The following is a 13932-nucleotide window of genomic DNA, read 5'->3' on the forward strand; positions in this document are numbered from 1 at the left end:
TTCAGTCAATCAAGTTGAAAAGCAATGGTCGTCGCAGCGGTTACTGTTCCAGTCGCCGCATGGTTTCGTCCAGCGTGTACTGCAGGTAATCGTCCATGTCGTACTCCAGTACGCCCAAGGCCAATTCAACAGCATCGTCACCGGACAAGAAACTGACCGCACGGACGCCTTCGAGTCGAACACGTGGGTGTTCGTCTGCGATGCACTGTGCGATCAGATCAGCATGGTTAGGAACCGCGTCGATCCAGAACGACAACACGCGAGTCGCTGCGGCGCGGGCGCGATGGTCCTTGGCGTTCAACAGTTGACCCAGCAGTTCTTCGTTGACGCGGTTGTGCGTCTGATGAACCCAAAGTGCTTCGGTCAGTTGGTGCTCGTAATTTTCGTCCGATGCGTCCAACGAACCGATCCAGGTTTGCAGTGCGCCGACCACTTCGTCCGAATCACGCGATGCCAGTTCACGACGGACGCGATAGCGGGTGCGGTCTTCCGGAACTTTCAACAGTTCTAGCAGGGCTGGGATCGGTTCCCCGGAAATCTTTGCTGGTTGCAACAGTGGACGTGTCTTGTGTTTGACACGCCAAATCCGACCGTGACTCTTGTCGCGGCTTGGATCACGCAAATTGTGCTGCAGGTGACCGATCAGGGCGTTGTGCCAATCGACCAAATAGATGGACCCGTCCGGGGCGATCTGAACATCCACGGGGCGGAAGTTGCCGTCGTCGCACATCAGCAAAGGTTCAATTTCTTTGCCGACGAATCCGGATCCCTCTTCGCGAACTTCGTGATTCAGGATGCCGCGATCACCGATCACGTTGGTGACCAAGAAGTTGCCTTGCATTTCAGGTGGGAAATGGCGGCTGGAGATCATCGCACATCCGGACAACGGACGAGTCCGTTTGGGATAGAAGGTTGGGAACGAATACTTCGGATCGCCACCGGCCATTTCGGCAACGCGGCGGTGTTGGCTGCCGCCTGGGTGCTTCAACGGGTAATCGATGCGGCCGGAAATCGGTGCGGCCCAGTACGAATTGCCGGGGGATGCGTCGCCGATGAAGTTTTGGCCCCAACGATCGAACACGTGGCCCCAAGGGTTAGCAAAGGCAAAGTTGCTGAACACGCCCAACTTTTCGCTCTTGGGGTGGTAGTTCCAGATGCCTGCTTCACCCAGTCGGGTCAACCCATAGGGGCTTTCGACTTGCGAAAATTTGAACGTGCCTTCTTGGAAATAGAGGTTACCACCCGGTCCCCATTCGAATGCTGAAATCCCGTGGTGCGAATCGGCGGTATCAAAACCGAACAGTTTGCGAACCACGTCATCGGCCTTGTCGTCGCCGTCGGTATCACGCGCGACAAGGATGTCGGGCTGTTCGGCAATGTAGGCCGCCATCGGCGGTCAGTTCGAAACCGGTCGGTTGGTGCAGTCCGCCCATGAACGTCTTGCAAACATCCGCGTCGCCGTCGCCATCGGAATCTTCCAGGATCAGGATCTTGTCGTCCAGTTTCGTTTTCGGTTTCCAGTGTGGGTACGACGGCATCGTTGCAACCCACAGACGACCTTGATTGTCGAAGTTCAGTGCGACCGGGTTGGCCAGTTCAGGGAACTGTTCTTCCGAAGCCACCAATTGAATTTCAAAGCCATCGGCCAGCTTGAACAGTTTTTGTTGTTCGGCCGCGGTTCGATAATCCAGCGATCCCAGTTTGCCGCGTTTTACGTTGGGGTCGTTGGGAATGCCGACGTTGGTTTTGGGAGTGATGAACGGCAAGGTGTTGGAGTCGTCCGCTTCGTCAGGCACGCTTTGTCCAGCCGCAAGTTTCCAAATGCGAGCGTCTCGGATCGCAGCCATCTGGTCCAAGATGGCTCGTTCACGTTCCATCACGTCCGTGTTGTTGTACGTGCCGTCGCTGCCCGCTTTGCCGCGTCCACCGTAAATCGAAAAACCATTGACGGCTCGGTAACGGTGCCACCAATGGAAATTCTTGTCGTTGATTTCTGCCAATACCTTCGGGTCGACCGAAGTCGGTCCGCCGTCGCCAAAGATGGCTTGGTTCAAGATCGGCCCGAACGCGGCGTAGCCGTCGGCGTTCAGGTGGCATCCGTTGAGCGTCAGACGCGCGTCGGAATCTTCAAACAGCTTTTGGGTCGGGGTGAAAACATCCGCGAAGACAACGTCGGTTTCGTCGGCGGCTTGGCGGAGTGCTTCGGTGTACATCGCCAGGCGAACGTTATGAGCTTCGCCGTTGGGAAGGTTCGGATCGCCCGTGTTTTCGAATGCGATTGGCGATACCAGGACGACCTGCGGTGCACCCTTGCCGTAGTCTTTCGACTTTGTGTCGTTGACCAGGTCAATGATCTGTTGACGGAATTTCGATACTCCGGCTTCATCAGCAAACGATTCGTTGTAGCCAAAGAAGTAGACGATGACCGAAGCGGAACTGTGTTTCAGATGATCGTCGGGCGAACCGAAGTTTTGCGACCGGATTCGGTCCTGCGGTTCGTCGCCTGGAAAGCACAGGTTGCGGACGACCAAAGATTTGTCGGCGAACCGCTGGTGCAGCAGCGATTCCCATTCATTGTTGTGCTGCAGGCGTTCGCCCAACGCATTTCCCACCAAACAGATGTGTTCGCCGTCACGAAGTTCAAGTTCGGCGGCTTCGGCGGGGGCCGATGGGCCCATCACCATGGCTGCGATTGTCCAAGTGGCAATCAACGACTTGATGTGGGCGGCCGATGGAAGGCCAAGTAAGCATCTATTCACAGGTTCAATTGACTCATGTAGGTGGAATCAGCAAAGTTGGGACCGACAAGGGGGCCGAGGCATCCGGTGGGCTGGTGGAGTTTCCGAAGCCGAGAGCGGCAGCAAGGAGATCTGTATTATGGTCTAAGCCGCCAACGGCATCCGTCTAAATATAGATCTCTGGTCGGGGCATTTCATGCACCCTTATTTCTAAATCCAACGCTTGGGGTTGATCGGACCCCCGTCTTGCCGGTTTTGATTGTCGTTCCCGTAGCCGAATGATTGTTCAAGTCGGCGGCCATCGATAGTAGTTGTTCAGACCGCGAGGATGTAGGCGAACTAGGAACTGTGCGCCATTTAACAAGCTGGTGGCGCATTCGCGTACCGCCCGGCCGCCGCCAGGGTGGCTTGGAACCGAGCCGCAAGCTGCTGGAAAGTGGCCTGCCGAGATTCGCCCAACCCAGACTCGTTTCCGGTGGTCCGCCACGGGGGTGATTGGCAATCGCCGATGCGGATCAGCGAGCGATCAGAAGTTGCCGATGGGAAGCTGCCGGTCAGAAGTTGCCGGGCAGAGAGTCTGCACATCGGATCAAACGCCGCGGCACCGATCGAAACCGGCGGGCGAATCGGATGCAGGCGGGGATCAGACCGAAGCGGCAGAGCGACTCTGTCCGCGGTAGCGTCGGCCAGCGGCACGGGGGATTGCCATACCCGATTCGGGATGCCGAACAGATGTGGCCGCAGCGGGAATCCCGCGGCTGCTTGATTGCGTGGGAGACTGATTTCCCCGGCGCTGTAGCGTCGAACCCGTCGGGGGTCAGGAGGCAACGTCGACGCGGTTGACCACTGTTAGGCCAGCGGCCACTACACGGACGGCTTCTTGCGCAAGTTGTTTGTGATAGAAGCTGCGAACGCTTCCGCTAAGTTGCAGCTTGTTGTTGGTTCGGTCGACTCGCAGGGTTCGCAAATCGCGAACCGAGTTGTTCGCCAGAACGGCTGCGGCGGCTTCGTGGGTAAGGTCCTTCTGGGCAGTTTCAATCATTGATTCAATTCCTTGATGCCTTGGATGGGGACGGGATTGAAACACAGTCCACAGAAATGGTGGCCAAAGATTTTGGCAAGGTGACACCAATTTGCGGGTCGAAGATTGTGCGGATCGCGACATCCAGTCATCGCATCCTGGATCCGCGCAATCGTGGGTTTCGATCACTCCTTTAAATATGCCACACGAATTGGAAACTGCCTACGGGAAACACGATCGAATTTGCGACTTATCGTCGCACCGGAGCAAACAAGCTGTTGAACGCAGTCGCAAAGCCAAGCTGTTTCCATTGCTAGCGTTCTAACCAGCCGTGGAACTGGCGGCCATCTTTTGTTGCAATCGCAACCTCTATTCCTATGCACCGCAAGCCAGACCAACACTGCAGCCTTGCGACTGTGGGACACGTTGTCTGTTTGCGTGTTCACCTACGGACGGTCATCGGTGTGAACATCGTCACGACTGGGCCACGTGTGTCGATTGTAGGGATCACTGCGTGCCAACCCGCAGTTGAGTTGGTGTTTACCGCTGATGGGCGTTTGACGGGCCACCTTTGCGGCCTACCCATTTGGTACGGCGTGGTCAAAGAGGGCACTGGACGCGCGATCTAAATAGCGAAAAGCAACTAAATGGGATTGCAAAGATGTGGCTTGATTTGATGATCGTAATGAGTTGTGGTGGTGCTGGTCTGGCCTGTGGCTGGGTCATGCACGCGACCAATGCAGGTGCAAGCGTCGCAACTACCAGCCCCGAATCTGTTGGCGGCGTCGAGACGGGATCCCCGGCAAGCAGTGGTGATGACGGTGAACCGTCACGCGAAAAAATCAACGAGGTGGCCGACCGGCTCCGCGCCTACGCACAGACGATGGCCGAAGACGTCGATGCGCACCAAACGGCTGTTCAAGCCGTCAACAACAGTTTGACATCGGACGAATCCAAGTCGCCCGAATCGGTCTTTCAAGCCATCACGCAGCTGATCGAAGCAAACGAAGTGATGCAGTCGCAGTTGCGAACTGCCCAAGATCGCATTCATGCCCAGTCTGCCCAGATTCAATCGGCCGAACGCCGTGCCATGACCGATGCGCTCACTCTGGTTCCCAACCGCGGTGCGTTTGACAAGCATTTGGCCCGTCAACATGACCTGGGCGGGATCAACGCGGGGACGCTGGCCGTTTTGGACGTCGATAATTTCAAGAAGTTCAACGACGTATGCGGTCACCGTGCGGGCGACGAAGTTTTGAAGGTTGTCGCCAATATGCTGCATTCCAAGCTAAACCAATACGGGATCGTCGCTCGATTTGGTGGCGAGGAATTTGCGGTGATCTTGGACGGTTGCCCCATCGAACGAGCGAAAGAGTTGGTGGAAGCCGCTCGAGCCGAGATTGCCGAACGCGATATCTTGTTCGAAGACAAGCGGTTGCGTGTGACGGCGTCCGCCGGCGTTGCCGAATTGGCCGAAGGTGAGTCATCGGCAAGTTGGCTTGAACGTGCCGACAAGGCGCTTTATCGATCGAAAAAAGCCGGTCGCGATTGCGGGCATTGGATGGATCATCAAACGCCTGTGAAAATCGAACCATCGATCCCGTTGCCGGCTCCGCCGACCGTCGCAACGACGCCTGTTTCGCCTGTCGCGGCGGTTCTTAACACAGCCTCGACGGCCTCCGTCAAAGGTTCCGCTGCCCAACCGAAGCCGAAAAAACACATGGGCCTGCCTGGCCGTGCTGATCTGGCTGGTGCATTCGACGAAATTCGCAACCGCACCCAGTCGAACGTATCGATGTTCGTGATGGCCATTCGTTGCAACACCGAAGCAAACCCCACGGCGATGCGTTCGTTGATGCAGATCGTGCGTGCGACGCTGCGATCGGTGGACCGGCTTGGTTGTGATGACGAGTCAACGTTCTTGGTGTTCATGCTAAGTGCGGATGAATCGACTGCCGAAGCACGCAGTCTGCAAATTTGCCGGTCGGTCTCTGCGATCGGCTTGGACAGCGATAGCGGAGTAGCCCATCCGGTTTCGATCGGTGTTTCGCAAGTGCGATCCGACGAAGGATTCGAGGGCGTGGTTGAACGCTGCGTCGCGTTGGCTGTCGAAGCCAAGGATGTCGATGGCGACCCTGTCCGAATGGAATCGTTTGTTTGATCGGCAAGCGTCGTTTTTGGCTCACGAAATTTGTAGCCAATCGATAGGGAGGAATCTCCTCCTATAACGACGATTAACGATGAACTGTGGATGTGGGTTTGCGTTTGTCCGCGAAAATCTCGGACTCGGGATAGATCCGCCTTGACCCGAGTAAACGTCACACCCTATCCTCCCAAACATGTTGAGGGTTCGGAAACGAACTCGCCAACGTTGGCACTTTGAGTCGCACGCGGTCCTGCACTGGCATTCATTTTTCCGATTGCTGCGGACACGTTGATTCCCTATATCGTATGGATGCGATAGACGGACCAGCTGCGTCAATGATTCAAGTGACATGTTCATCGTGTTGACCGGCAAGGATGCTGTCACTCGATCGGACTCCAATCCACCGGCTCCCGGAACTGAAGCGCGTTGTCCTCCGCCCCCCTAGGATATCGTACTTTCCGGGAGCTTTTTTTATGCGCCGACACCATCGCTAACGACCTTTTACAAAGGCGTTAGCGATGGTGATCGATGTCCACGAATTGTTCGCGCTGTTGATTCCGTTGCGCTGTTGATTCCGTCAATCAGCCCGGCTCCGTCAGGCCTGGCCGATCGGTGACTGCGGGCAACCGTTCAGGGATCGGTCACGAACCGGTACCCGGCATCACGGATGGTCAGCAAGTGAATCGGCGTGGTGCTATCGGGTTCGATGATCTTTCGCAGTCTGGCGATGAATTGATCCACCGCTCGGGTCTGCAGGTTGCCCGAAATTTCCCAGACTTCGCTTAGCAGTTCGTTGCGGCTGATGACGCGGCCCTGATTCTGGACAAAGTAGTGCAACAGTCTCAGTTCTTTGGGGGTCATGCGAACCAGTTCCCCATCGACTTTGACTTCGTGAGTCTCGAAGTTGGCTTCGACGTTCCCGAAGACCGCTTCGGTGATGGTTTCGTGAATTCGTTTGGGGGGTGGTGCGGAGGTCGCACGGCTGCTGGTCTGCAGCAGGTTCTTGATGCGGCTAAGCAATTCGTCCAATTCGAACGGCTTGCTCATGTATTGGCTGGCGCCGACATCAAATCCGCGAGTTCGATCCTCGGCCAAGGTGCGTGCGGAAAGCATCAGGACGGGAGTGGTGATTCCAGCGTCGCGGATGGTTTCGCAAACCGTGTACCCGCTCATCCCGGGCAGCATCAGGTCCAGCACGATCAGTTGGATCGATTCATTGGCACTGTCGACGATCCGCAGTGCGGTCGGTCCGTCTTCGACCAAGGTGACACGATAGCCCTCGGCTTCGAGGTTGTATTTGATACCGACGCCGAGGTGCTTTTCGTCTTCGACAACTAAAATATGGCAACGCATGTTTATTGCTGTGGGGTCATTCGCGGGTGGGATTCAATACGCTAGCCGTCAACCGAGGCGGGGGGAACGACCCCTTTCAGGGTCACTTCGAACTCGGTGCCCTGCCCTGCGGGACGATCGCAGACCCGCACCGTCCCCCCGATCGCCTTGGCGACCGTTCGAACCAAGTACAGCCCCAACCCGGTGCCCGGCGTGCTGCGTTCCAGTTCGTTGCCCAGTCGGACAAAGCGGCCAAAGATCTTTCGATGTTGGTTGGCGGGGATGCCGCGTCCATTGTCGGTGATCGAAACCTTGACCTTGCCATCGGCGTTTGTTTCGGTGGTGATCACGACTTTGGGTGGCGATCCGCCGTATTTAACCGCGTTGTCAATCAAGTTGCGAAATAGGATTTCCAGCTGCACCAATTGGCTGCTGATGGTAATTTCAGCTGAACGCAGTTCTACCGTCTCCGGTGGCAGTCGGTAACGCATGCATGCCGCTGCCCCGCATTGGGCTAGCAGTTCGTCCAACCGAATCTGTTCGTCATCGGCCGGTTCGATGCCGCGTTCGATCCGGGCGGCGTCCAGCAGGTGGTTGATCAGCGAATCCAGCCGTTCGACGTCATCCAGCATGAATCGGTGAAAGTCTTGGCGTTGCTGTTCGTCGACCGTCCGCCGGGTCATCGTTTGTAGATACAGTTTCAAGGACGCGATCGGGCTCTTCAATTCGTGGGTGACAGCGTCGATAAAGTTCGATTGGCGACGGTTCAGGTTGAACGCTTTGACGGTCAGCGTCAGATACGCGATCACACCGGCCAAGACGCCGGCGATCAAAAGCGTTCCGGTGGCCAAAATCGTGCCAAATACGGCTCGCGATCCCAGATTGCCGGTGGCGGCCAACACGTTGCCCAGGATCCAGACGCCAGCCAGAACGACCACCATGACGATCATCACCACGCCCAGGGTGATGGGGGCACGTAGCGAAATGGGCGAACGGAGCGATCGGCGCTCGGACATGAATGGTTCTGGGGCTGATAGAGAGTGGGCGGGTTGGCGTCCGGACGGGTTTAGGTCCAGATCGGCAGGTCTGGATTTCAGGCAGCGGTCCGACGGTCGGGCGAAAAATTATGGGATTCGAAAACGAAAATGCCCCTTCTGGGCCTGACGTTGGGGCGGACTGTCGCAATAATGAAACATCACAGGCGGACAGACTTCCCTAGATGTGTCGGTTTTGGAGAACCACCGATGAGCGCCGATACACGCACGCGACGCTTTCCCGAACGAACGATTCGGCAGGTCCGTCTCGATTGTACCCGGGGTTTGATCCGAGCTCGGTTCTGCCCGGATCGCAGTGAAGTGATTCAATTGCGATGCATCGACGATCGCCTGGAATCGGACGACGCCTTCGGCAACCAATTGTGGTACTTCGAAGGGGTGGGCGTTGATAGTCGCGATCATCGGCACAACGTTTATGGAGTCGTGGAATACTCGTTGCAGTTCGGACTGCACGAACTGGTCGAAGACGGTGTCTTTGAAACCGAGCATCAACGCGAACGGTTTCGGCATCTTTACGAACAAGAGGTCGATCGCCCGTCTTGGCGTCACCCAGCCCATCGTTGGTTGGCCGCGGGATTGATCGCGGTCACATCGGTCTGGTTAGCGTTTCTCCTTGTTCGCAATTTTGCCGCGTGATTGAATCCACCTCGCATTTGGACCCATCGTCGCATTCATCCAAGACGGCGCCTGCGATCGTTGACGTCCGCGGCTTGGAAAAGACCTATTCGACTTTGTCGGTCCGTGGTCGCAAACAGGTTCACGCCCTGCGGGGTGTGTCGCTGGAAGCCAGACCCGGCGATGTGTTTGGGTTGCTAGGCCCCAACGGTGCCGGCAAGACGACGATGATCAAAATCCTGTTGGGCGTCGTCAAGCCGTCGGGCGGTTCGGCGTCCCTGTTCGGACAACCGGTGGGCAGCAGTGCGGCTCGTCAACGCGTGGGCTATCTGCCCGAATCTTTGCGAGTCGATCTGCACCATACGGCGCGGTCGGCTCTGCGCTACTACGGGCGACTGAGCCGGATGAATTCGGCCGACATCCAACGCCGCAGTGACGAACTGTTGGAATTGGTCGGGCTGCAAGGACGTGATCAAGAATCCGTCCGACGTTTCAGCAAAGGCATGTACCAGCGGCTGGGGCTAGCGCAGGCGTTGATGCATGATCCCGACCTGTTGGTGTTGGACGAACCGACCGACGGATTGGATCCCGTTGGTCGCAATGAAGTCCGCAAAGTCATCGAACGTTTGCGTGATTTGGGAAAGACCATCTTCCTGAACAGCCATATCTTGCAAGAAGTCGAAATGGTGTGCACGCGAGTGGCGATCATGGCGGGCGGGCAACTGCTGGCGATCGGTCCGATCGACGAACTCGCGTCGCCCGGCGATGCATCCAACCTGTTCTTTGACGTGCGTTTGGAAGGCGACCCCGACGAAATCATACCCATCGTAGCCGATGCGGTTTCGCCATCGGATCGATCGACGTTGTCAGTGGCGGCGCGTCGCAGCGGCGAAGCGACGCACCGGATCACGATGGGGGCCGCCGATCAAATGGCGGTCGATCGAGTGGTCGACGCACTGCGTGGGCGCGGCGTGTCGATCGTGCGTTTGGAAAACAGACGCCCCAGTTTGGAAGACACGTTCATGCGATTGGTCGGTTCGGCCGCAGCCTCGCAACGACCAGAACCCGGGCAACAATTCTGATGCGACCATATTTTGCTGTGATCGGGGATTCGTTTCACGCCGCCCTTTCGTCGCGTGTCCTGTGGGTCGCCTTTGTCGCGATCTGGTTGCTGCTGGCATTCCTTTCGCCGATCGGGTGCCGCGAAGACTACACGACAGACTTTCGCGGCCAGGATTTTCATAACGGGACGCGAATGAAGGCGATGCTGGCCCAAGGGTTGGTGGATCCCGATTCGCAGTCGGCCCCGATCGGGCGCATCGCGGCCGCGATGCCAGAAGATTTGCGACGGCAATTGAAACGAGTGGGCGAAGGCGACGAGGTTCGGATTCGATTGTCGGTGCTGGCCGACGCGCTGAACGAATTGCTGGTCGACCAATCCTGGTACGACGCGGCAGCTTGGAAATCGACGCTGCGGCTGCGGGAACTACGCGATTTGGACGAAACCCTTGAAGGCGATTTGACCGATTCATTGGATCGACGCCGGGCCCGATTGCGGATCGAAGCGGCGATGCCCGGCGTGTTCGAATCGCGGTCATCGCGGTCGATGTATCTGACCTACGCAGGCATGGATTTTCCCGCCAACTTGGCCGTGGACAAGACACAGTTTCAAACGTTGATCAATCAATGGGTGCTGCCAACGATCATCAACTGGTTGTTGGGATTCGTGTTGATCTTTTTGGGGATCCTGGTCACCGCTTCGATCATTCCCGACATGTTGCAGCCGGGGTCGTTGCACTTATTGCTTAGCAAGCCGGTGTCGCGATCGCTGTTGTTGATCAGCAAGTTCATCGGTGGTTGCGCCTTTGTGCTGCTATGTGTCACCCAATTGGTCTTGGGGCTGTATCTGGTCGCGGGGCTGCGTTTGGACATCTGGAACGCCCGGCTGTTGTGGTGTATCCCGGTTTCGGTGTTCCTGTTTTCGGTTTTTTACAGCGTTTCGACACTCGCCGGATTGCGTTGGCGTTCGCCGATCTTGGCGATCGGAGTGACCACCATTTTTGGTGCGATCTGTTTGGTGACCGGGGTGATCGGAGGGCTATTCGATGGGCTGGTGACGCGTCCGGATCGGTTGCAGCACATGGTGACCGCCGGTGGCAATCTATTCGCATCCACTCGCGGTGGCGGTCTGGTCCGCCATGACGCCGACGAAAATCGTTGGGTCGAACTTTTCGAAAGCGACGCGATGAACCAGGACCGAGTTGTGCCGCCGGTCAGGCTGGATGACGACACGATCGTGACCGCGCGAGTGCGTGGTGGACGCTTCAATCCGTTCGGTTCGGGGGCGCTGGATTTGTTGGTGCTCCATCAAGCGGACGAATGGGTGCCCGAGCCAAGCGTGCGATTGCCGACGGCCACCAGCTGGTTGTATGCCAGCGGTCCGGATTCTGTTTTGGCGATGAACACCGGCGACCTGTTGATGACCAGCCGCAACCAGATCATGAAGGCCGCTGGCAAACGAGTATCCAACGAAGACACCGGCAGCGATTTGCCCCAGCTGGCCGCCGAAAAAGCCGATTCGTGGTTGTCCAAATTGTCGAACATGATGGGCGGTCAAACGGAAGGGTTTGCACCCGTTTTGCCAGAGGGGATGGCGATCACGCCGCCGAGAGCCATCGCGGTTGATCCACAGGGTGAATTTTTGGTGGTCATGGTGCGGGGGCGATTGGTGCGTTTGGACCGTCCGGATAGTCCAGTTGGCAATCAAGCCGAGGGCCAAACCGGACGTTGGTCCGAAACAGCCCAGCACGTGTTGGATGGCGAAGCGTCGCGGCGGGGAGTGATCGCCATCGAAGGGGATGTCCTGCTGCTCGCTCGCGCCGAGGATCCCATTTTATTGTTCGACGCTGAATCACTTCGGCCGATGACCACCGTAGAGGTTCCCGAGTCGATGATCGGCGTTGGGGCAGTCGGGTTGGGCGACGGTAAACGGTTCGCCTATCTGACCGGCGATGGGTATTGCCGATTGATTCGTCCGGTCGATGGCAATGCCGACGGGGAATCGAAGGGCTATGAAATCAGCCAGCCGATGGGGCCATCGGAAGTCGAGTCCGTCGCTTTTGATCGCCGTGATTCGCTGCTGTATTTGGCTCACCACACCGACCAAGTCGATATCTATTCGGTAGACGACTTGAAGGTGCAAACCCGTATCCGTCCGCTATTGTCGCGCTGGCGGTGGGCCAATCGAATGGTCGTCACCCCGTTGCGAACGGTGATCCCACAAACGGGCGAATTGGGCGAAACGATCGCGGCCATGGTCAGCGGCCAATCGGCTATTTCGGTGTCCGAAAATTCCGAGGACGAAGAACTGGTTCGCTACAAAATCGCCCGGCCGGTGATCAGCTGTTCCGTGTTCATCGTCGTGATGCTGACGATCAGTTGTTACTACTTTTCGACACGCGACTTCTAACGGGCTGGCTGCGGTCCGCCTTGGGGGATGCCCCAGCCAGCGATGGTTGCCGGTTGTCGTCCGGTCCGATCATTTGCCGCCAACGCGGTACAGATTGCTTTTGGTTCGAATCAGCAAGGATTGTCCCAACGGCACTGGGCTGGCGACCGTGAACGGTTCGTCGTCGTCAAGTTCGTTGGACGCAACCACTTTGGGCTCGGGCGACGATAGTGGCCCGATCACGTGGGTGGTTCCGTCTTCGCCGGTGACGTACAGATGATCGCCAGCGACCAATGGTGAACTGCTGAAACTGATCCGCGACTTGGGCACCTGGGTCGACCAAATCGTTTTGCCAGTCTGGATGTCTAGGCAGGACACCGTTCCGCGTGTTGTTTTGCCATCGCTAACCAGGTAGACACGGCCATCGCGGATCGCCGGTGTCGGTACATCGCTGCCGATGTCATCGCGGAACCAGACAACGGCGTCTCGCTCGCGTCCGGCGGCTACCAGTTCGGCGTCGACCGTGGTCAGTGTTTCGCCGCGTGAATAAGGGCACACGATGTACTTGCCCTCGGCAGCAGGAGACGAGATCGAACGAAAGAACTTGTGGTTGGTCGGGTTGAAACCACCGACTTTGCCAAGCAGGTGACCGTCGTCGGCGGAATGCAGCGTCAGGTGGTCGGCGCCCAGCACGGCGATCGCCGGCTTGTCGCCAACGGTCACGGCGATCGGGGTCGAGTAGCTTTGGGCGGCTTCCTCGGGGGCACCTAGCATCCGGTCCTGCTTCCAAAGTTCATCGCCGCTGTTGCGGTCAAAGGCGACCAAATAGCTTGGTCCCGACTGCATCACCGCGACGACGACGGCCGACTTGGTCAACATGGGCGACGATCCCAGGTCCCACCACAACGTGTCTTCGCCGTAGAGGTCCTGCAAATTGACCTGCCATACGATCTTTCCGTCGCTGCTGACACAGCCCAGATCACCGCTGCGGAAGTAAGCGATGATTTGATCGCCATCGACAACCGGCGACGGGTTGCTGCCACCACCCTTTTTGTGCTTGTTCCCGCGGTCGGGGCCCATTTCTGTTTGCCATTGGATTTGGCCGCTGTTGGTGTCGATCGCCATCAACACGTTTTGGCCTTCGATTCCGGAGGTCAGGTAGGCCGTTTGACCGGCGACCACCGGCGTGCTGCTTCCTTTGCCCGGCAACGGGGTCTTCCATGCGATCCCATCGGATTCGTTCCATTCCAGCGGGAAATCGGTGCCCTCGGCAACACCGTTCTGGGAACTGCCACGCCATTGTGGCCAACTTCCATCGGCATGGGCGGATTGCCAGTCCAAGCAACCCGCGATGACGATGGTCGCTATGGCAACCGGGCGAATAATGGACGAAAGGAAAGTCAGGTTCATGGCGGGATTCCGAAGGTGGATCGATTGGTGGGCTTTTCAAGCTTATCCCCAATCCGGGCGAAGGTGGAAGCCGAGACGGCCAATGTTCCAGCGAATTGGGTGGCCCCACCCAGTGGCTTTCGTGAGCAACAGGGAAACCAGAGCAGGGAAACAAGGGCAACCGCGAC

The 13932-nt window shown here is 57.5% G+C and carries 10 protein-coding genes; 4 read left to right on the top strand and 6 right to left on the bottom strand.

Going from position 1 to position 13932, the window contains the following annotated elements; translation table 11 throughout:
- Positions 1-40: 40 nt before the first annotated feature.
- The 3 genes from K227x_RS05675 to K227x_RS05685 all read right to left on the bottom strand — a co-directional run bounded on the left by K227x_RS05675 (position 41) and on the right by K227x_RS05685 (position 3780).
- Positions 41-1390 carry a PVC-type heme-binding CxxCH protein gene (locus K227x_RS05675; protein ID WP_145168630.1) on the bottom strand — a complete coding sequence of 450 codons (1350 nt, stop codon included), beginning with the start codon at positions 1388-1390 and terminating at the stop codon, positions 41-43.
- Complete coding sequence (locus K227x_RS05680) at positions 1344-2759, bottom strand: DUF7133 domain-containing protein (protein ID WP_145168631.1); 1416 nt, start codon at positions 2757-2759, stop codon at positions 1344-1346. Before K227x_RS05680 ends, K227x_RS05675 begins: the two co-directional genes overlap by 47 nt.
- Before the next feature lie 796 nt (positions 2760-3555).
- Complete coding sequence (locus tag K227x_RS05685) at positions 3556-3780, bottom strand: BON domain-containing protein (protein WP_145168632.1); 225 nt, start codon at positions 3778-3780, stop codon at positions 3556-3558.
- Positions 3781-4420: 640 nt separating this feature from the next.
- Here K227x_RS05685 and K227x_RS05690 point away from each other — a divergent pair.
- Positions 4421-5920 (top strand): GGDEF domain-containing protein, encoded by a 1500-nt coding sequence (locus K227x_RS05690; RefSeq protein WP_145168633.1) that lies wholly within the window; start codon positions 4421-4423, stop codon positions 5918-5920.
- 615 nt (positions 5921-6535) lie between these two features.
- On the opposite strand, the gene K227x_RS05695 is transcribed toward K227x_RS05690, so the two are convergent.
- Complete coding sequence (locus tag K227x_RS05695) at positions 6536-7258, bottom strand: response regulator transcription factor (protein WP_145168634.1); 723 nt, start codon at positions 7256-7258, stop codon at positions 6536-6538.
- A gap of 41 nt (positions 7259-7299) precedes the next feature.
- Positions 7300-8253 carry a sensor histidine kinase gene (locus K227x_RS05700; protein ID WP_145168635.1) on the bottom strand — a complete coding sequence of 318 codons (954 nt, stop codon included), beginning with the start codon at positions 8251-8253 and terminating at the stop codon, positions 7300-7302.
- 228 nt (positions 8254-8481) lie between these two features.
- Here K227x_RS05700 and K227x_RS05705 point away from each other — a divergent pair, with 228 nt between their 5' ends.
- From K227x_RS05705 to K227x_RS05715, 3 genes are read left to right on the top strand one after another with little or no spacing between them, the layout of a single operon-like run.
- A complete protein-coding gene (locus K227x_RS05705; protein WP_145168636.1) occupies positions 8482-8928 on the top strand; it encodes a hypothetical protein in 447 nt (148 codons plus the stop codon).
- Entirely contained in the window at positions 8925-9989 is a 1065-nt protein-coding gene (locus K227x_RS05710) for an ABC transporter ATP-binding protein (RefSeq protein WP_145168637.1), read from the top strand. Before K227x_RS05705 ends, K227x_RS05710 begins: the two co-directional genes overlap by 4 nt.
- Positions 9989-12376, top strand: coding sequence for an ABC transporter permease (locus K227x_RS05715; RefSeq protein WP_218933791.1), 2388 nt, complete (start codon positions 9989-9991; stop codon positions 12374-12376). Before K227x_RS05710 ends, K227x_RS05715 begins: the two co-directional genes overlap by 1 nt.
- 69 nt (positions 12377-12445) lie before the next feature.
- Here the strand turns inward: K227x_RS05715 and K227x_RS05720 are convergent, their stop codons facing one another.
- A complete protein-coding gene (locus K227x_RS05720) occupies positions 12446-13765 on the bottom strand; it encodes an outer membrane protein assembly factor BamB family protein (protein ID WP_145168639.1) in 1320 nt (439 codons plus the stop codon).
- Positions 13766-13932 lie beyond the last annotated feature (167 nt).

Origin of the sequence: Rubripirellula lacrimiformis, from assembly GCF_007741535.1 — a bacterium.
Lineage (GTDB): Bacteria > Planctomycetota > Planctomycetia > Pirellulales > Pirellulaceae > Rubripirellula > Rubripirellula lacrimiformis.